The following is a 21,263-nucleotide window of genomic DNA, read 5'->3' as shown; positions in this document are numbered from 1 at the left end:
GTGGATGTGCCGAAGGCGTCCGCGTCGCCGTCGTATGTGTTCCGGGTGAACCGGGATGTGGTGGTGCTCAATGATGTGAATTCGGGCAATGTGTGGCTGGTGAACCAGAACATGCAGCTGGTGAACAACTGGGACGACGTCATCCCGCCCAAGAACCAGTCCAACGACCAGGACCAGGAATCAGCGGACAACAACACTGTCAACATCCTCCCGGACCGCACCAAGCCCAACCGGCCCCCGGAAACCAAGCCCGACGCCGTCGGCGTCCGTCCCGGCCGCACCACGGTGCTGAGCGTGCTGGACAACGACTCCGACCCCGACGGCGACGTCCTGACCGCCGCCGTCTCCGGCAACGGGCCCAAGGCCGGCAGCCTCGAAAGTATCTACGGCGGCACGGCCTTCCAGGTCACCGTCCCGGCCGACGCGAAACCCGGCACCGAAACCTTTGGCTACAACGCCGCGGACGGCCGCGGCCTGTCCGCAGGCGGCAGCATCACCCTCAGCGTCGTGGGCGATGACGAAAACAAACCCCCGCTCTTCAAGCGCGGGGAGCCCACCACCATGCTCGTGGAGCAGGGCAAGACCGTCAGCCAGAACATCCTCACCGACTGGACCGATCCCGACGGCGACGACCTGGTCCTGATGGACGCCAAGGCGGACAACGACCAGGACCAGGTCAAGGTCCGCCGCGACGGCCTGCTCAGCTACCAGGATTCCGGGGCGGCCCCCGGCAAGAAGACCGTCACCGTCACCGTCTGGGACGGCCGGGCCACCACCACCGGCAAGGTGATCGTCAACGTCCAGCCCCCCGGTGCCCTGCAGCCGGTGGTCAACGCGGACCACGTGAGCGCCGTCGTCGGCCAGGACCTCGTGATCGCACCGCTGAAGAACGACGTCGACCCCAACGGCGGCGCCCTGCGCCTGGCCCAGGTGGAAGCGGCCGGAACCGCCGAGCTGGGCCCCGTGACCGACGGCGGAACGTTCACCTTCCGCAGCAACACCCCGGGCCCGGTCTACCTGAGCTACATCGCCAGCAACGGCCCGCAAAGCACCCAGGGCCTGATCCGGGTGGACGTGGAGTCCGGCAAGGACGCCGGCGACCCCGTGGCCGTGCACGACGTCGCGCTGCTGCCGGCCGGCGGCAGCGTGCTGGTGGACCCGCTCGCGAACGACTCGGACCCGGCCGGGGGAGTGCTGGTGCTGCAGTCCGTGCAACTGCCCGGGAACGCCACCGCCTCCGTCAGTGTGATCGACCACGCCGTGCTGCGGATCACCGACATCACCGGCACCAAGGAACCGTTCATCTTCCGCTACACCATGTCCAACGGCTCCAAGTCCGCCACCGGAAGCGTCTCCGTGGTCCCCGTTCCGGCACCCGCCGTCGTCGAGGCGCCCCAGCCCAAGCCGGACGAGGTGAACGTCCGCGTCAACGACGTCGTCACCATCCCCGTCCTGGCCAACGACACGCACCCGCAGGGCCAAAAGCTGACCGTGGACCCGGTGCTGCCGCAGCCCGTCCCGGCCACGGACGGCAAAAGCTTCGTCTCGGAAAACACGCTGCGCTTCATTGCCGGCGGCGTGCCCAAGACCGTCCGGGCCATCTACAACGCCGTGGACCCGCAGGGCCAGAAGAGCGCCGCGGCCGTCACCATCCACATCCTTCCGCTGGAAGGCGCGCAGAACTCACGGCCGCAGCCGAAAAACCTCACCGCCCGCGTGGTGGCCGGCGGCTCGGTCCGGATTCCCGTGGAACTCGACGGGATCGACCCCGACGGCGACTCCGTCCAGCTGACCGGCATCGACAGCACCCCCTCGATGGGAACCGCCACCGCCGGAAGCACCTTCATCGACTTCACCGCAGCCGGCGACGGCGCCGGTACCGACACCTTCCGCTACAAGGTCGTTGACCGGCAGGGCGCCGTGAACACCGGCACCGTCACCGTCGGCATCGCCCCACGCGGGGACACCAACCAGAAGCCGACGCCCGTGGACGACGCCGTTGCCGTGCGTCCCGGCCGCCAGATCGCCGTCGACGCCACCGGCAACGACACCGATCCCGACGGCGACCCGATCCGGATCCTGGCCGACGGCATCGAAGCCGCCCCCGAGTTGCAGGCCACGGTCAGCAAACAGAGCGGCCGCATCATCCTGCTGGCCCCGGGCCAGGAAGGCACCGTTAACGTCCGCTACAAGGTTGCCGACGACCGCGGCGCCACGGCCCAGGCCGCCGTCGCCGTCAAGGTCCAAAAGGACGTGCCCCTGCAGGCACCCATCGCCCGCGACGACCGGGTGACCTCCGCCCAAACGCTCGGCAAGACCGCCGTCGACGTCCCGGTGCTCAAGAACGACGAAGACCCCGACGGCGTCGGCGAAAACCTCAAGGTCAGCACCGAGGCCAAGACCGCCCGGCCCGGCCCCGAGGGCAACATGATCGTCGAACTCACCGAACAGCCGCAGCTGATCCCCTACACCGTCGAAGACGTCGACGGCCAGAAATCAACGGCCATCATCTGGGTGCCCGGCATCGGTCAGCAGGTGCCCACGCTGGCCAAGGACGACGTCGTGGAAGTGGTTGCGGGACAGTCGGTCACCGTGGACCTCAAGGAGTGGGTCAAGGTCCGCGACGGACGCTCGCCGCGCCTGACCCAGACGGACCGGATCAAACTGATCGGCGCCGACGGCTCCGATCCGGTCGCCAACAACGGCACCGCCCTGAAGTACACGGCCGGCAAGGACTACGCGGGCCCCGGCTCGCTCAGCTTCGAGGTCACCGACGGCACCGGCCCGGACGATCCGGCCGGCCTGAAGTCCACCCTCAGCATCCGCACCAAGGTGATCCCGGACCCCAACCGGAACAACCCGCCGGTGCTGCTGGGCAGCCAGGTGGACCTGCCGAAGGGGGACACCACCAGCGTGGACCTGGCCCGGCTCACCACGGACCCCGACGACGGCGACGTGCAAAACATGAAGTATGAACTGGCGGGCAACGTCCCACCCGGCTTCGACGCCCGCATCGAGGGGCAGACACTGAAGGCCTCGGCCAAGGACGGGATCGACGCCGGCGCGGACGGCGCCGTGCAGGTGAAGGCCAAGGACCCCCGCGGCCTCGAAACCACCGCAACGTACCGGTTCACGGTCACCGCCTCCAGCCGGCCAAAGCCGGTGGCCAACGACGACCTCGAGCCGAACGCGGCCGCCGGCAAGCCGGTCACGGTTCCGGTGCTGGCGAACGACTCGAATCCGTTCCCTGAGTCGCCGCTGAAAATCGTCGCCGCGACCGCCGAAACCGGCTCCGGGAACGTCGGCGTCGAGGGCGGCAACGTCGTGGTCACCCCGGCCGCAGGGTTCTCCGGCACCATGGTCGTGGCCTACACCATCGCCGACAAGACCGAGGACCCGTCCCGCCAGGCCACGGCCCGGATCCGGCTGACCGTCAAGGACCGGCCGCTGGCACCCACCACTCCGCAGGCGGCGAGCGTGGGGGACGGCACCGCGTTGCTGAACTGGACCGCGCCGGCGGACCGGGGATCCCCGATCACCAAGTACACGGTGTACGGCGAGGGCGGATTCCGGCAGGACTGCCCGGCGAACAGCTGCACGCTCACCGGCCTGACCAACAACGCGAAGTACCACTTCCAGGTCACGGCCACCAACGCCATCGACGAATCCGAACGCTCCCCGGCGTCGGCCGAGGTGCGCCCCGACGTCAAGCCGGATACCCCAGCGGCGCCGTCGCTGAAATTCGGCGACAAGCAACTGGCGGTGACGTGGGTTGCCCCGGCCTCCAAGGGCTCGCCGGTCAAGTCCTACGATCTGGAAATTTCGCCCGCGCCGGCGGGGCAAAACGCGCAGATCCAGAACCTCACGTCGGTCAGCTACGTCTGGAAGGGCCTGGAGAACGGCGTGGCCTACAAGGTCCGGGTCCTGGCCCGCAACGACGCCAAGGAGCCCTCCGAATGGAGCGGTTACTCCGCCGCGGAGACGCCCGCGGGCGTGCCCGTCACCCCGGCGGCGCCGAGCGCCAGCCAGGCCGGTTCCCTGGGCACGCAGAGCCAGCTCAAGGTCACTTGGGCAGCGCCGGACAATAACGGCGACGCCGTGTCCTCCTACACCCTGACCACGCTGCGCGGCGGAGCCGCCGTGGCCACGCAGAAGGTCTCCGACACCTCGCAGAACGTCACGGTGGACAACTCGGAGGCCGATTACACGTTCACCGTGGCCGCCACCAACAAGGCCGGCACGTCAGGGATTAGCCCGCAGTCCGCCCCCATCCGGGCCGCCGGCAAACCCGGCACGGTCAGCAGCGGTACCGTTGCCGCGCCCGGCAACAGCGGAGAACTGAAAGTCACCTTTACGCCGCTGACCCAGGCCCAGCGCAATGGCTCGCAGGCCTCGGAGATCAGCTACCGCTGGTCCACGGCGTACGGCTCGGGCCCGATTAACGCCCCGGGCGGTACCATCACCGGCCAACCCAACGGCAAGAACGTCACGGTGAACATCATCGCCGTTTCCACGAAGAACAACGTCTCCGGGGACGGCAAGAACATCGGTTCGGCCGTTCCTTATGGCCAGCCGGGGCGCCCCAGCCTCACCGGGGAGACTTCCTCCAAGGGCGACGGGCAGGTGCACTGGACCTGGACCCAGCCGAACGATGGCGGCCGGCCGATCAACCGGTACGAAGTGAACTACGACGGCACCGGCTGGAAGAGCGTCGGGCTGACCCTCCGCTACGATCACAACGCGGGCGGCTGGAGTCAAACCCACACCCTGAAGGTCCGCGCTTGCAACGGCACCGACGGCAACAACGACTGCGGCTTTGACGACACCGCCAGAGCCACTTCCGGGGCTGACCCGGCGCCGCCGCCGCCAACGTCCTGGTCCATCCGGGCCACCCCGGTGCGCACCTGCACGGAACCCAGCAGCAGCACGGACAGCTACCGGAACAGCAACCCGGACCAGTGCATCAGCCCGGGCAAGTGGTTCGACACCGGCATCACCGCGCAGGCGGACTACTACGTCCGCTGGGGCTCGTCCGGCCGGCTCTGGTACCACCTGACGTCCGGCCCCGCCGCCGGCAACTTTGCCCGGGGAGACACCACCAGCCTGGGCTCCACCCCGCCGGCGGGAATGCCCCAGCGATGACCGCAATCCTGTCGCCTAAACTAATCGCCGGCCATCGCGGGGATTCCCCGCCGGCGCACACCCCAACGCATTACCCGAATGGAAGAGGAACCAGCGCATGACGATGACAACTGAGCAGGCCGAATGGTTTGCCGGCACCTTTGAGAAGCTCGTTGCCAACGTGGGGCAGGCCGTGCTGGGGAAGGCGCATGTCATCCGGCTGACCTTCACGGCCATGCTGGCCGAAGGCCACGTGCTTTTCGAGGACGCTCCCGGAACCGGCAAGACCTCGCTGGCCCGCGCCCTTGCGGCGACCGTCCAGGGCTCCAACAACCGCATCCAGTTCACCCCGGACCTGCTGCCCTCGGACGTCACGGGCGTAACCATCTACGACCAGAAGACGCAGAAGTTCGAGTTCCACAAGGGCCCGATCTTCAACAACATCGTCCTCGCCGACGAGATCAACCGCGCCTCGCCCAAGACCCAGTCGGCGTTGCTGGAGGTCATGGAGGAGTCCCGGGTCACCGTGGACGGCTCCACCTACGAGGCCGGCCGGCCGTTCATGGTCATGGCCACCCAGAACCCGATCGAGCAGGCCGGCACCTACCGCCTGCCCGAGGCGCAGCTGGACCGCTTCCTGATCAAGACCTCCATCGGCTACCCGGACCACGCTTCCACCGTGCAGCTGCTCGGCGGCGCCAATCTCAAGGACCGCTCGAAGGACATCACGGCCGTGATCACCACCCAGGCCGTCGCGGACATGGCCGACCTTGCCGCCACCACCCACGTGGACACCGCGGTGCTGGAATACATCTCCCGGCTCTGCGAGGAGACCCGCAGCGCCCCGGAGACCCGCCTGGGCGTGTCCGTCCGCGGCGCCCTCGCGATGGTCCGTGCGGCCAAGGTCTGGGCGGCGAGCCAGGGCAGGAACTTCGTCCTGCCCGACGACGTCAAGGACCTCGCCGCCGTCGTCTGGACCCACCGCCTGGTGATGGACCCGGAGGCGGAGTTCTCCGGCGCCACCGCCGAGGCCGTCCTGGCCCGGGTGCTGGCCGACGTCGCCGCCCCGCAGCAGCGGGCCGCCGTCTAAGCGGCGCCTCCGACCGAGTCCAGCCGCGGGGCCCCGATTCCAGCCCCGCAACCATGCACGAACAAAGGCACCCATATGTCCACCAGCACCCCGTTGACTCGGCTTGCTGAACGCCTGAAGCGGCCCCTGTCCCGGGCCGCCGGTCCCTCCCGGCTGCACCCCTCCGCCGTCTGGGCCGAGGCCCGCAGCGCCGCCGCCCTGGCCCTGGACCCGGCCTGGCGCGCCATCCGAGGGCGCTTCCGCCGGCACCTCTGGCCCGTGCTCTCCGTCGTGAGCGTGCTCGGCTGGTCCGTGCTGGCAGCGTCAATATTGCTGTGGAGCGCCGGCCAGGCCTACGGCTGGCAGGAAGCCAAGGCCGCCGCGATCGCCGCCTTCGTCCTGCTGGTGCTGGCGGTGGGCTTCATCCTGGGCCGCTCCTCCTACGGCGTGCTGCTGGACCTCGCCCGGACCCGGGTGGCCGTCGGGGACAGCGCCGTCGGCAGCATCGCGGTGTCCAACACCTCCGCCCGTCCGCTGCTGCCCGCCGCGCTGGAACTCCCGGTGGGCGCCGCCACCGCCGTGTTCCACCTGCCCCGGATGAAGCCCGGGCAGGTCCACGAGGACCTCTTCACCATCCCCACCGCACGCCGCGCCGTGATTGTGGTGGGTCCGGTCCGGTCCGTGCGCGCCGACCCCCTGCACCTGCTGCGCCGCCAGGTGCTCTGGACCGAACCCGAGGACCTCTACGTGCACCCGAAGACCGTGGCCCTGGCCGGTTCCGCCGCGGGCTTCATCCGCGACCTGGAGGGTATGCCCACCACCGACCTCTCCAGCGCCGATGTCTCCTTCCACGCGCTGCGCGACTACGTTCCCGGCGATGACCGGCGGCACATCCACTGGAAGACCACGGCCCGGACCAACAAGCTCATGGTGCGCCAGTTCGAGGAGACCCGCCGGGCACACCTGGCCATTTCGCTCTCCACCAACACGGACGAGTACGCCTCCGAGGAGGAGTTCGAGCTGGCCATCTCCGCCGCCGCCTCGATCGGACTGCAGGCCATCCGGGAACAGCGCGACCTCGACGTCCTCACCCAGGAGGGGCCGCTGCGCTGCCAGACCGGCCGGAACATGCTCGATGACATGACCCGGATTGTCGGCGCGCCGCAGCGTAAGAACGCCGTCGACCTCGCCCGGACCCTGGCCGACACCGTGCCCAACGCCTCCGTGGTGTTCTTCGTGGTGGGCAGCAACGTCACCCCCACCCAGCTGCGCTCCGCCTCGGCTTCGGTCCCGCCGGGCGTGCGCAGCCTCGCCGTCCGGATCCAGGCCGGGGCCGCCCCGGCCCGGGCCAACATCGCGGACCTGACTGTGCTCACCCTGGGCGATCTCTCCGAACTGGCCATCGTGCTCAGGAAGGCGGCCGCATGAGCAACGCCACGGGCTTCCGGCCCCGCAACAACACCGCGGCACCCCGCCGCTCCGGCTTCGCCGACGGTCAGCCGGCCTGGCACTACCTGCTCGACGCCGGCGCCCTCACCCTGCTGCTGGGGCTCGGCGTGCTCGGCTTCAGCCTCAGCTTCGGCGGCGACCCGTACTACCTGGCCGCCGGTTTCGGCGGCGTCCTGCTGGGCCTCGGCGTCGCTGCCGCCAAGGTGCACTTCCGGCTCGGAGTGCTGATCACCACCGCGCTCGCGGTGGGCGCCTACCTGGTTTTCGGCACCGGCCTGGCCGTGCCGGAAGCCTCGATCGCCGGCTTCCTGCCCAGCCTCGAATCGCTGCGGACCCTGCTGGTGGGCGTGGTCTTCGCCTGGAAGGACATGCTGACCGTCGGCGTGCCGGTCGGGACCGCGGGCGGCACCCTGATCGTCCCGTTCCTGAGCTCGCTGCTGACCGCCCTGGCTGCCGGGCTGCTTATCTGGCGGCTCAAGAGCCCGTACTGGCCGCTGCTGCCGGTGCTGCTGTTGTTCATCACCGGCATCGCGTTCAGCACCAACGCCGGCTTCCTCACCGTGGAACGCGGCATCTCGCTGACCGTGGTCGCGATCGCCTGGGCCACCTTCCGCCGCGACGCCCTGCGCAGCAGCGACACCCGCAAGGTATCGGTGAACCGGCCGGACACGGACCAGGCGGCTGCCCGCACTGCGCGGCTCCGCCGGGTGGGCACCGCCGCCGCGGTGATCGCCGTCGCCGTCGGGATCACCGCCGTCGCGTCCCCGCTGGTGGCCGCCGGTGACGACCGGAAGGTGCTGCGCAACACGATCGTGCCGCCGTTCGACCCGAAGGACTACGTCACACCGCTGGCGAGCTTCCGCAACTTCGTCAAGGACAAGAAAGACGACAACCTCTTCCTGGTCAAGGGCCTGCCCAAGGACGGCCGGGTACGGCTCGCCGCCTTGGACGCCTTCAACGGCACCAACTACAACATGGACCCGAACGGTTCGGGCAGCTTCAGCAAGGTGGGCGACGCGAAGTCCCTGAACACCCTCGCCGACACCACCGGAATCGTGCCGACCAACAACTACACCCTGGACATCACGATCGAGGACTACCAGGGCTACTTCCTGCCGGGCGGCCGCAAGACCACCGGCATCAGCTTTGCCCGGGACGGCTCGGGCGCAGCCTCCGGGCTGTACTTCAACTCCGGCACGGACACCGCCGTGACCACCCGCGGGCTGGGCAAGGGCGATTCCTACAGCGTCCAGGTGGCGGACCCTGCGATGCTGGAGCACGGCCAGCTGACCCAGTACGACTTCGCCAAGGTGTCGCTGCCGGACCCGGGCGAGGTCCCGCCGGTGGTCGGTTCGCAGGCGAACGACCTCGCCGCCGACGCGCCCACCGCGATCGACCGGGTCCGCCAGATTGAGGCGCATTTCCAGAAGAAGGGTGCCTTCAGCAACGGCCTGATCGCCGACGGGCAGCTCCCCAGCGTCTCCGGCCACAGCTCCAACCGCATCCGCAGCCTGCTGACGGCCAAGCAGATGCTCGGCGACGACGAACAGTACGCCGTCGCCATGTCCCTCATGCTGCGTCATCTGGGTATCCCCTCCCGCGTGGTGATGGGCTTCTACCCGGACCCGAAGAGCCCGGAAAACGGTGCGGGCGAAGTGCAGATCACCGGCAAGGATGTGCACGCCTGGGTTGAGGTCGCTTTCGACCGGGTGGGCTGGGTGTCCTTCGATCCCACGCCGCCCGAGGACAACGTGCCGATCCCGCCGGATCCGGAGAACAAGTCCAAGCCCAAGCCGCAGGTCCTGCAGCCGCCGCCCCCGCCGCAGGAACCGGCCGAACTGCCGCCGGACTCCTCGCCGGACGCGCTCGACGCCGACCAGAAGAAGAACAACCCCTGGCTGTTCTGGGGCCCCCTGCTCGCCGCGATCGGCACGGCGCTGATACCGGTGGCGGTCCTCGCGCTGCCGCTGCTGCTGATCGCGCTGCTGAAATCCCGACGCCGGAAGGCCCGGTTCACCGACGGGCACCCCGCGCAGCGCGTCGGCGGCGGCTGGAGCGAGGTGCTGAGCCTCGCGACCGACCTCGGCGCCGGCGTGGACAACCGCGCCACCCGCCGGGAGTCCGCCGTCGTGCTCGGCGAAGCGTTCCCCGCGAGCCAGGGCACCACCACGCTGCTCGCCCACCGGGCCGACGCCGCCATTTTCGGGGCAGCCGAGCCGAGCGAGGAGCAGGTACGCGAGTACTGGGAGATCGTGGACGGCTCACTCAAGGAGATGACCGGGACCGTGGGCTTCTGGCGCCGCCAGCAGGCCCGCTTCTCGCCACGCTCACTGCTGGCCGACGGCCGGGCCGCGCTGAAGCTGAGCGGACTCCGCCCGGTCCTGCCCGGCCGGCGCCGCGGCGGCGGGGTTCCCGGCGGCTCCGGCCCGGTGTCCGGTCCGGCTGCGGTTGACCCGGCCAGCTTCGGTCCAGCTAGTACAGTGGAGCCCGGTCCGCACCAGGAACCACAGGGAACAGCCAGGAAGAACCGCAACGAGCCATGACCGACGACGTCGAGCGCTGCCCGCGCTGCCACCAGCCGATCCGGCCCGGCGCCGCGTTCTGCACCTCCTGCGCGGCGCCGCTGATCAACCGTTCGGCGCGCAACGCCGGGCGGGCGGACCCAACACCCGGTACTATCCCGGTAGCGCCTTCCGGGCACGGCGGTTCGTTCGCGCCGGGGCAGGCACCTGCCGGAGTGCAGCTGAACGGACAGGGTGTCCACGGACAAGGGGGAGGTACCGTTTTGCCGAACAAGCTTGAGCTGGTTCCCGCGGACGCCGGAAAACGGCTCGGCGCGGCGGTGCTGGACTGGACCGGCCCCGTGGCGCTCCTGGTGGTGCTCTTCGCCGTCGGCTTCGCCGGCGTCATCCAATCACGCAGCGCCGGCACCATCGTCTACAACACCTCCTCACTGGTGCTCTTTGGCGGCATCGGGCTTGGGGCCACACTCGTCTACACCCTGGTCCAGGCCATGATCGAGGGCCGGTCCGGCAACACCCTCGGCAACCGCATCGTGGGGATCCGCAGCGCCGACGCCGATGGGTACGCGCCCGGCGGCGGAGCGGTCTTCCTCCGCGGCCTGATCACCGGGGCCGGTGTGCTGCTGGCCGCCCTGGCCGCCGTGCTGGTGGTGGTCTTCCAGTGGTTCGGCGCCGCGCTGGTGATCCTCGGGCCGCTCGCCCTGGTGGGTGCCGCCTGGGCCGTCCTCGTGGTCGTCTCCAACACCTGGGATCCCAACAGCAGGCTGCGCGGCTGGCACGACACCGCCGCCAAGACCCTCGTCTTCGACATCAAGGCCGGCCGGAACCCGATCACCACCGGCGGCATCCAGGGCCCCTACAGCTTTGCCCCTCTAGACCTTCCGCCGGTGCAGCAAGTCGCCTCGCCGGTGGCCGGCGCCGCGCGGCTGCAGCCGCAGGCGCCCGCGGCCGTGCCGGCTTCCGTGCCGGTCCCCGCGCCCGCGCCCGCTCCGGCAGCGGCTCCGCCGGCATCCTTCCGGCCAATGCCCGCCGACCCCGGCGCCGCCCCGATCGAGGCCGTCCGGAGCCAAGCCGTGAATGGCCGTGCGTTCAGCGCACACCCCGACGACGACCACGACCGCACGCAGGTCCGCGGCGACAGCTCCGCGCCGGTCACCGTGGCCATCCTGCGGATCAGGATCGACGACGGCCGGGAGGTGGAACTGGACCGGTCCCTGCTGATTGGGCGCAACCCCGCCGGCCACCCCGGCGAGGAATCCGTGCAGTTGCTGCCGGTGGCCGACCCGGGACGCTCCATCTCCAAGACCCACCTCCATGTGCTGGCCGGAAACGGCGGCATCTGGGTGACGGACCGCAACTCCACCAACGGGAGCGCCGTCACAACGCCGGACGGTATCCGCACCGCACTGGCACCCGGGGAACCCACCCACGTACGCCCCGGATCCACCGTGCACTTCGGTGACCGCTCCTTCTACCTAGGACAGGCATGACATCCCAGCCGGCATCCGTTCCTCCCGCCGAAGCCCCCGGAACCACCCCCAGCAGTGTCCCGAGCAGTGCCCCCAGCCTGCGGCTCAATTGTGGCTACGGCACGGACCGCGGCCTGCGCCGTGAGATGAACGAGGACTCCTTCATCGCGGCCGATCCGGTCTTTGCGGTCGCCGACGGCATGGGCGGCCACGAGGCCGGCGAGATCGCGAGCGGCATTTGCGTGCGCACCCTCTCCGAAATTCCCCAGCTCGCCACGGGGGAGCGGAACGCCACCGCCGCCGTCGTCCAGCAATACCTGCTCGAAGCCGACGCCGGCATCCGCGAGGCGACCGGCTCCCGCGCCGGCACCACCCTCTCCGGCGTCGTCGTGGTGGAACAGTCGGGCATCCCGTACTGGCTGGTGCTCAACATCGGCGACTCCCGTACCTACCGGCTCAGCCAGGGCAAGCTCAGCCAGGTGAGCGTGGACCATTCCGAGGTGCAGGAGCTGGTTGATGCCGGCGAGATCACCGCGGCCGAGGCCGCCGTCCACCCGCGCCGCCACGTCGTCACCCGTGCGCTCGGCACCGGCGACGAGACCGAAGCCGACTACTGGCTGCTGCCCGTCGAGGAGGGGGACCGGATCCTGGTCTGCTCGGACGGGCTCAACGGCGAGCTCGACGACGAGCAGATTGCCCGCATCCTGGTCTCCGAGCCGGATCCGCAGGCCGCCGTGGACGAGCTGATCCAGGCAGCCCTGCGCAGCGGCGGCCGCGACAACGTCACCTGCATCGTGGTGGACGCGAGCAACGTGGCGAACGACGACGGCGCGCAGACCGCCCCGCGCACGCCGGCGGAGGCCGAAGACGAAAACACCCTGCCGCGCACCGAGGTGCTGGACGTCGCCCCCGACGGCGGAGTCGCCGGCACCGCGGCGGAGCACGAAGGCGGGGCCGCGGCCGGATCAGGCGAGGAGCCCCATGGCGTCCGCTAACCGGCCGGGCGATGTCAGCTACACGCCGGGAACCTGGCTGGGCGTGGTCCGCTCCGGAACTGTGGTGTTGCTGCGCCCGGACACCGACCGCGCCCTGGTCGACTCGCTCTGGACCCTGCTGGCCGGAGACCCGGAGATTCATGAGGTCCTGGACGCCGTGACCTCGGCCTCGGGCGGCTCGCTCGCCCGGCTGCCCTGGTTCGGGATCGTGGGGTTGCGCGGTTCGCTGCAGGTGTTCCTGCGCGGCGAGATCGATCTGGAGGTCCGGCTGGACGGCGGGGAATCCGTCGCGCTCAGCGGCCGTGACGTGACCACCTGGACCGAACGGCGCTTTGCGGCGGCCGAGAGCTTCAGCGTGGACATCCCCGCGGCAACTGCCACCGCCCCGGCGGGCGCGCTGCCGCTTGGCGACGGCGTGGTCCTGCTGCAGGGACTGTCCTGCGGTCTGTCCGCAAACCCGGCCGCCGCCGCCGTGCGGCCGGACGCGGCGCCCCCTACTGCCGTCCCCGACGCCGTCCCCACGGCTCTCCCCGGCGCCGTGCCTGAAGCCGCCGTCGAGGACCAGTTGCTGGCCGCCGCCGAAGCGGACATCGCCGCGGAACTGAGCGATCTCGGCAGTTCGGCCGACACGGTGCTGGAACTCCCGGAGGAGGAACTCGACGCCGGACTCGCCACGGAGGCGGCCGCCCCTCCGTCGCCGGAACCCGCAGAGCCGGAACCCGCAGAGCAGGAGCCTGCCGAGCCTGAGCCTGCCGAGCAGGAGCCGACCAGCAGCTACGACCATCTCTGGGAACAGACGGTGATGCGTAACATCGAAGACGCCGCCGTGCGCGAGGATCCTGAGGCCGAAGAGGAACCCGCGCCGGAGCCGTCCGACGCCGGGGAACCCGACCCCGCCGCAGCGGCTATCGCCCCGGCGGAGGAACAGGCGGAGGAGCCCGCGGCACTCCCGGCGCCCGAGCCGGCAGCCCGCCCGGCCGTCCCCAGCGGGCTGATCGACTCGGTGCCCTGGCGCACCGGCGGCGAGCGGACGCCCGACGCCCCGCTGGCGCCGCGCGCCCCCGGTCCCGTCGCGCCGCCGTCGCTGTTGACCCCGCCCTCCCCGCAGCCCGCCGGCCAGGTTCCGGCGCCGGCCGGTGATGCCGACCACGACGGCCAGACCATCATGAAGAGCGCCCTCAACGGCAGCCCCGCCGCACGCCCGGGACCCTCTCCCGCCAAAGACACAACCAAAGACACAGCCAAAGACCCCGCCACGGGCCCTATGGTGCTGGCCCGGGTGTGCCCGCAGGGCCACGCGAACCCGCCCACCAACGCCCAGTGCGCCTACTGCGACCAGGCGCTGCCCGGGGACGGTGTCCAGGTCCGCCGCCCCAGGCTGGGCCGGATGCGGCTCTCCACCGGCGAACTGATCGACCTCGACCAGTCGCTGATCGTGGGCCGGCAACCCTCCGTGTCCCGCGTGCAGGGCGCCGTAATGCCCAAACTCGTCCAGGTGGCGAGTCCCGGCGGCGACATCTCCCGCTCGCACGTAGAGGTCCGGCTCGAGGGCTGGCACGTGATGCTGTGCGACCTCAAGGCCACCAACGGCACGGTGCTGCTGCGCGAGGGCCAGGCCCCGCGCCGGCTCGCCCAGGGCGAGATGGCGATCCTGTTCGACGGCGACATTGCCGAACTGGGCGACGGCATTCAGCTGCGCTTCGAGGAGCTCCTGTGAACGCCAAACGTCCCGTCGCCCCGCCGCCCAGCATCCCGGGCTTCACCTACATCAGCCCGCTCGGCTCGGGCGGGTTCTCGGACGTCTACCTCTACGAACAGGACCGGCCGCGCCGCAAGGTGGCCGTCAAGGTGCTGCTCTCGGACCTCAAGACCGAAGGCGCCCGCCGCCGCTTCGAGTCCGAGGCAAACCTGATGGCCCAGCTGTCCTCGCACCCGTACATCGTGACGATTTTCGAGGCCGAGGTCACCGAGGCCGGGCACTCCTACCTGGCCATGGAGTACTGCTCCCGGCCGAGCCTGGACGTCCGCTACCGCCGCCAGCGTTTCAGCGTGGACGAGGTCCTGGCCGTCGGCATCCAGGTGGCCTCCGCCGTCGAAACCGCGCACCGCGCCGGCATCGCGCACCGCGACATCAAACCGGCGAACATCCTCGTCACGGACTACAACCGGCCGGCGCTGACCGACTTCGGCATCTCCGGCACCTTGGCCGGGGACCAGGACGAGGACGCGGGCATGTCCATCCCGTGGTCCCCGCCGGAACAGTTCAGCGACCGGCAGGTCGACGGCGTGCTGGCGGACGTCTGGGCGCTCGGCGCCACGCTCTACACCCTGCTGGCCGGCCGGTCCCCGTTCGTGCTCCCGGGCGCGGACAACTCACAGCGCGAGTTGATCTCCCGGATCACCAGCCTGCCGGTGCCGAAGCTGGGCCGTGCCGACGTGCCCGAGTCCCTGGAGCTGGCCCTGGCCACGGCGATGGCCAAGTCGCCGGCCTCCCGGTACTCCTCCGCCCACGCCTTTGCCCTGGCGCTGCAACGCATCCAGGCGGAGCTGAACCTCTCCGTGACGCCGTTCGAGGTCCTCGAAGAACCCCGCGCAGACGAGCCGCACCCCGATGACACCTTCGAGGAAACCCGCGTCCGCAGCGTCGCCGCCATCGACCCCGACGCCACCGGGCACGCCCCGACCTTCCCGGCCCGGGTGCCGTCCGCAGCATCGCCGGACGACTCAACCACCTTCAACAACCCGGGCATCCGGGACACCAGCCGGGATACCGTCCAGCGGCCCGCCGCCGGGCCGGCGTTCGCGGCGCCGTCCGCCGCCGCGCCGCGCCCGGAGGACGACGACGTCGCCGCGACGGTCAACCGTTCCAGCATGGCGCCGCAGGAGGACACCCGCGGCGGGAGCTCCGGCGAAGCCGGCGGTGCCCCCTCGGGCCACGGCCGCCGGAACCTCGTGCTCTCGATCGTCGGCGGCGCGGTCCTGGCGATCGCCGTCGTCGTCGGCATTATCGCCGGGACCACCGGACCCGCGCCGGCCCCCAGAGCGTCCGAGCAGCTCAGCAAACCGCCGGCGGACGCCCTGGACAACGGCACCGTCCCGGACGTGGCATCGCTCTCCGGGAGGGCGGACAATGCCGGAAAACTCACCTTCACCTGGAAGAACCCGCAGCCCAAGCCCGGCGACAGCTACAAGTGGCGGACCTACTCGCTAAAGGGCAAAGGCGACTTCCAGGCCGCCACCACGGCCAGGGTCCAGGTGGAGCCCAACCCGGCGGGGGAGACCTGTATCCAGGTGATGATTGTCCGCTCCGACGGCGCGTCCTCGCCGATGGAACAGGACTCCATCGCCTGCGCCAGGAAATCCTGAACACCACATCCCTGCCCAGGGCACACCCGAAAACACCAAGGCATACCGCCCAACAAGGAGACACCGACCATGGGGGACCTAGCGATAGATTTCTGCGGCGAATGGCACGAACCATCCGACGAGGACATCTTCAGCATCGGCCGCGAGGGCGACCTCGAAGTGGACGACAACCCGTACCTGCACCGCCAGTTCCTGCAGATCGCGCGGTATGACGGCATCTGGTGGCTCAGCAACGTCGGCAGCATGCTCTGCGCGACCATCGCGGACGCCTCCGGCGGCATGCAGGCCTGGCTCGCACCGGGGGCCCGCATTCCGCTGGTCTTCAGCCACACCAACGTGATCTTCACCGCCGGCCCCACCACCTACGAGTTTGCCGTCCACCTCCGGACCCCGGCGTTCCGGCAACAGGCCCGCAGCGAGGACAGCGGCGGAGACACCACCATCGGACCCGTGGTCTTCACCGACTCGCAGAAGGCCCTGATCGTGGCGCTCGCCGAGCCGATGCTGCGCCGCGACGGAACCGGCTTCAGCGCCATCCCCTCCTCCGCGGAAGCGGCCAAAACCCTGGGCTGGGCATTGACCCGGTTCAACAGAAAGCTGGACAACGTGTGTGACAAACTCGACCGGGTGGGAGTCGCCGGACTGCGCGGCGGAGCCGGCAAGCTCGCCACGAACCGACGCGCACGGCTCGTGGAACACGCCGTGACCTCGCATCTCGTGACCGCTGCCGACCTGGTGCTGCTCGAAACACAGCGCGGAGGGGACGAAGGATGAGGATCCGGCTGACCCTGCGCCGCGACCCCGCCGAGGCCAAGGACCTCGCTGTCACGGTCGACGGCCTGGCCACGGTGGCGGACATCGCCACCGAGCTCTGGGCGGCGGACCCGGCACGGCGCGGAACCCGGCCGCCGTCGAACCTCACGCTCAGCATCGAGGAGGCCTTCGCCGCCGGCGGCATGAAAGGCAGCGTCCTGAACCGGGAGGACAACCTGCTTGAATCCGGGCTGCGGCCCGGCTCGATCGTTGCATTGACCCAGGTCAGCGAGCAGTTCGCGGTGCCCGGGGCGAACCGGGGACCTGCGGCGGCGACCTTGCGCGTCCTCTCCGGCCCCGACGTCGGCCGCGAATTTTCGCTGCCCTCCGGCACCAGCTACATCGGCCGGGACCGGGACGTCGACGTCCGGCTGACCGACCCTTTGACCTCCAAGCGGCACGCCCGCATCACGGTGGGCGAAACCGTGGAAATCGTGGACACGAACTCCGCCAACGGCCTGCTGATGGACGGCCTGCCGGTCAGCCGCGCCACGCTGAACTCCTCGGACACCGTCACGCTCGGGGACACCACCGTGTCCGTGGTCTCCCTGGGCGGGAGCCAGGGCGCGGCGCCGAGCTCCCCGCTGATCAATTTCAACCGCTCGCCCCGCGTCGTGCCCCGCTTCGAACCGCACAAACGGACGCTGCCGGCCGGGCCGAAGCGCCAGGAGCACCACCCGTTCCCGTACATCATGCTGGTGGCCCCGCTGATGATGGGTGCCGTCATCTTTGCCGTCACGCAGAACATGATGTCCGTGATCTTCATGCTGATGATGCCGCTCTTCATCGTCGGCCACTACGTGGACCAGAAGATGCAGGGCAAGCGGGAACGCAAGGAACAACTCAAGTCATTCCGCGCCGCCATGGCCGCATTCCGTGCCGACATCACCGCGCTGCAGAAAGTGGAGCGCTCCGTCAGGCTGCAGGAAGCGCCGTCCGTCAGCGACACCGTGGACTCCATCTACAAACTGGGCCCGTTGCTCTGGACCCACCGCCCCGAGCATGCCGGCTTCCTGGGACTGCGGTTCGGGCTCGGCACGGCGCCGTCCCGGATCCAGTTCGAGGAACCGCACAGCAACGAGACCGAGCCTGAGTACATGGCCGAAATCCAGCAGTGCATCGCCCAGTTCGGCAGCATCGAGGGCGTGCCGATCGTCTCCCAGCTGCGCACCGCCGGCTCGTTCGGCCTGGCCGGGCCCCGCGGCCTCGTCGACGACGTGGCCCGCGGCATGGTGCTGCAGCTGGTGGGTCTGCATTCCCCGGCCGAAGTGGTCCTGACCGCCATCACCTCGGCGCAGTCCAAGGACCGCTGGGAGTGGCTGCAGTGGCTGCCGCACGCAGGTTCCGGCCACAGCCCGCTTAGCGGCGACCACCTCGCCGCCGGACCGGCCGGCGGCTCGGCCCTGCTGTCCAAACTTGAGGACCTGATCGACCAGCGCGAGGCCGCGGCACAGTCGCCGCGTCCGGAGCTGCGCCCCGGCCTCGCCCTGGAAGGCGCCGACATCCCGGAACCGCAACTGCCCACCGTGCTCCTGGTGGTCGAGGACGACGCCCCGGTGGACCGGGGGCGGCTCACCCGGGTGCTCGAACGCGGACCGGACTCCGGCGTGCACGTCATGTGGGTGGCCAGCTCCGTCCAGCAGCTCCCGGCAGCCTGCCGCGACTTCATGGCGGTCGACGGCGAACACGGCACCACCACCGGCCAGGTCCGGCTGGGCCGGCACACGTTCCCGGTCAGCTGCGAAAGCCTCGACGCCGGGCTCGCCGCCCAGCTGGCGCGCATGCTCGCCCCGGTGGTCGACGTCGGCAAGCCGCTCGAGGACGACTCCGACCTGCCGCGGGCGGTGTCCTACGCGACATTGATCGGCAAGGATTTCCTGGACAACCCGCAGGCCGTCGCGGACCGCTGGACCGAGAACAACTCCGTGCACGCCAGCGCCAAGCCAAACCGCAAGGACAACGGCACGCTCCGGGCCCTGGTTGGCTCCAAAGGCATCGAACCGCTCTACCTCGACCTGAAGAACGAGGGACCCCATGCCCTGGTCGGCGGCACCACCGGTGCCGGCAAGTCCGAGTTCCTGCAGTCCTGGGTGATGGGCATGGCCGCGGCGTACAGCCCGGACCGGGTGAGCTTCCTGTTCGTGGACTACAAGGGCGGCGCCGCCTTCGCGGACTGCCTGCACCTGCCGCACACTGTGGGCCTGGTCACGGACCTGTCGCCGCACCTGGTCCGCCGCGCCCTGACCTCGCTCCGCGCCGAGCTGCACCACCGCGAGCGGCTGCTGAACCGAAAGAAAGCCAAGGACCTGCTGGAACTCCAGCGCCAGGCGGACCCGGAGGCGCCGCCCTACCTGATCATCATCGTTGACGAGTTCGCCGCCCTCGCCACCGAGGTGCCGGAGTTTGTCGACGGCGTGGTGGACGTCGCCGCCCGCGGCCGCTCGCTTGGCCTGCACCTGATCCTCGCCACCCAGCGCCCCGCCGGCGTCATCAAGGACAGCCTGCGCGCCAACACCAACCTGCGCGTGGCGCTGCGGATGGCCGACGAGGACGACGCGGTGGACATCCTCGGCGTGCCCACCGCTGCGTACTTCGACCCGTCCATCCCGGGACGCGGCGCGGCCAAGACCGGGCCGGGCCGGATCCAGGGCTTCCAGACCGGCTACGCCGGCGGCTGGACCACGGAGAAGCCGCAGCGCCCGCGGATCGACGTCGTCGAGATGGCCTTCGGGTCCGGCGCGCCCTGGGCCGCCCCCGCGGCCGAGACCCCGGCCCGGGAGGAACCCGCCGGGCCCAACGACATCGCCCGGATGACGGCGAACATCATCAAGGCGGCGGACGTGCTCGCCATCGAGCCTCCCCGCAAGCCGTGGCTGGATGAGCTGGCCACGACCTACGACTTCTCCCGGCTGCCGAACCCGCGGACCGACGAGCGGCTGCTCCTGGGCGTGGCGGACGACCCCGCGCACCAGGACCAGCCGACCGTCTTCTACGAACCGGACCGCGACGGCAACATGGCCATCTACGGCACCGGCGGCTCGGGTAAGTCGGCGGCCCTGCGCGGCATCGCGATCGCTGCCGCCGTGACCCCGCGCGGGGGCCCGGTCAACGTCTACGGCATCGACTGCGGTTCCTCGGGACTGAAGATGCTCGACGCGCTGCCGCACGTCGGCGAGATCATCAACGGCGACGACGTCGAACGCGTCGGCCGGCTGCTGCGCTGGCTGCGCGACCTCGCCGACGACCGTTCGGCCCGCTACGCCGAGGTCCGTGCCGCCACGATCGTGGAATACCGCGAGCTGGCCAAAATGCCGGACGAGAAGCGCATCTTCGTCCTGGTGGACGGCATGTCCGCCTTCCGCGAGGCCTACGAATACAGCAAGCTCTCGGCGCTCTGGGACATCTTCCTGCAGCTGGCCACCGACGGCCGCCCGCTCGGCATCCACCTGGTCGTCACCGGCGACCGGCCGAACGCGGTGCCGGCGTCGCTGCTCGCCTCGATCCAGCGCCGGCTGGTGCTGCGGCTGTCCTCCGAGGACGACTACATGTCCATGGACGTGTCCAAGGATGTGCTCGGCGCCGGCACCCCGCCGGGCCGCGGCCTGCTGGGCAACCTTGAGGTGCAGCTGGCGGTCCTCGGCGGGAACTCCAACCTGGCCGTGCAGGCGCGCGAGGTGCAGAAGCTTCGCGAGGCCATGCTGCGCCAGGGTGTGGAGCGGGCGCCGCAAATCGAACGCCTGCCGGACACGGTGGACCTGGACGTGCTCCCGGCCGGCAGTCCGGACCTGCCGGTGATCGGCGTCGACGACGAGACGCTGCAGCCCGCCGAGATCCTGGCCAAGGGCCCGCTGCTGCTGGCCGGCCCGCCGGGCTCGGGCCGCACCGTGGCGCTGGTAACCCTCGCCTACGCGCTGCGCCGGTCCAACCCCGGCGTGGAACTGATCTACCTCGGCTCGCGGCGGTCCGCCGCGGCGTCGCTCAAGCTCTGGGACCGCTCCGTGGTGGGCGCGGACGACGTCGAAGAGGCCATCGACGAGCTGGTGGACTACTCCACCGGCACGCCGGGCAAGCTGGCGATCTTCATCGAGGGCCTGACGGACTTCACCGACACCCTGGCCGAGACCGGCATCGGCCGGCTGGTCACCGCGTCCATCAAGGCCGAGCAGTGGGTGGTGGGCGAATCCGAGACCTCCACCTGGTCCTCGGCCTGGTCCTTGGCACAACCGTTCAAGTCCGGCCGCCGGGGCCTGCTGCTCAACCCCGGGGACATCGAGGGCGACAGCCTGCTCAGCACCTCGCTGGGCCGGATCAGCGGGGACTTCATTCCGGGCCGCGGCTACATCGTGGGTCGCGGCAAGGTCCGCAAGCTGCAGATCGCCCTGCCGCCGGAGAACCGGAACTAGCCGCGGGGCTCGCCCAACTGACTCGCAGTTGTTGTCGTTTTGGGCCCTCAAAACGA

10 protein-coding genes are annotated in these 21,263 nt (G+C 70.3%); all 10 read left to right on the top strand.

Annotated elements, in window-relative coordinates; genetic code table 11:
- Positions 1-5,142, top strand: a 5,142-nt coding sequence (locus AC1DGE_RS16660) for an Ig-like domain-containing protein (protein WP_476893625.1), incomplete at its 5' end; no start/stop codon positions are given.
- A gap of 97 nt (positions 5,143-5,239) precedes the next feature.
- A complete protein-coding gene (locus AC1DGE_RS16655; RefSeq protein ID WP_441419533.1) occupies positions 5,240-6,211 on the top strand; it encodes an AAA family ATPase in 972 nt (323 codons plus the stop codon).
- 75 nt (positions 6,212-6,286) lie between these two features.
- Positions 6,287-7,618, top strand: coding sequence for a DUF58 domain-containing protein (locus AC1DGE_RS16650; protein ID WP_476917843.1), 1,332 nt, complete (start codon positions 6,287-6,289; stop codon positions 7,616-7,618).
- Positions 7,615-10,182 (top strand): transglutaminase-like domain-containing protein, encoded by a 2,568-nt coding sequence (locus AC1DGE_RS16645; RefSeq protein WP_476917842.1) that lies wholly within the window; start codon positions 7,615-7,617, stop codon positions 10,180-10,182. Before AC1DGE_RS16650 ends, AC1DGE_RS16645 begins: the two co-directional genes overlap by 4 nt.
- Positions 10,179-11,651: an RDD family protein gene (locus AC1DGE_RS16640; RefSeq protein ID WP_476917841.1), complete on the top strand. Its 1,473-nt coding sequence runs from the start codon at positions 10,179-10,181 to the stop codon at positions 11,649-11,651. The genes AC1DGE_RS16645 and AC1DGE_RS16640 overlap by 4 nt, the downstream gene beginning before the upstream one ends.
- Positions 11,648-12,625 (top strand): PP2C family protein-serine/threonine phosphatase, encoded by a 978-nt coding sequence (locus AC1DGE_RS16635; protein ID WP_441419537.1) that lies wholly within the window; start codon positions 11,648-11,650, stop codon positions 12,623-12,625. The genes AC1DGE_RS16640 and AC1DGE_RS16635 overlap by 4 nt, the downstream gene beginning before the upstream one ends.
- A complete protein-coding gene (locus tag AC1DGE_RS16630) occupies positions 12,612-14,342 on the top strand; it encodes an FHA domain-containing protein (RefSeq protein ID WP_476917840.1) in 1,731 nt (576 codons plus the stop codon). The genes AC1DGE_RS16635 and AC1DGE_RS16630 overlap by 14 nt, the downstream gene beginning before the upstream one ends.
- Positions 14,339-15,991: a serine/threonine-protein kinase gene (locus tag AC1DGE_RS16625; RefSeq protein WP_476917839.1), complete on the top strand. Its 1,653-nt coding sequence runs from the start codon at positions 14,339-14,341 to the stop codon at positions 15,989-15,991. The genes AC1DGE_RS16630 and AC1DGE_RS16625 overlap by 4 nt, the downstream gene beginning before the upstream one ends.
- 69 nt (positions 15,992-16,060) lie before the next feature.
- Complete coding sequence (locus AC1DGE_RS16620; RefSeq protein ID WP_441419540.1) at positions 16,061-16,765, top strand: hypothetical protein; 705 nt, start codon at positions 16,061-16,063, stop codon at positions 16,763-16,765.
- A complete protein-coding gene (locus AC1DGE_RS16615; protein WP_476917838.1) occupies positions 16,762-21,207 on the top strand; it encodes an FtsK/SpoIIIE domain-containing protein in 4,446 nt (1,481 codons plus the stop codon). The genes AC1DGE_RS16620 and AC1DGE_RS16615 overlap by 4 nt, the downstream gene beginning before the upstream one ends.
- Positions 21,208-21,263 lie beyond the last annotated feature (56 nt).

It is taken from the genome of Arthrobacter sp. 05N425 (assembly GCF_056397125.1).
This window is presented reverse-complemented; position numbering and strand designations above follow the sequence as displayed.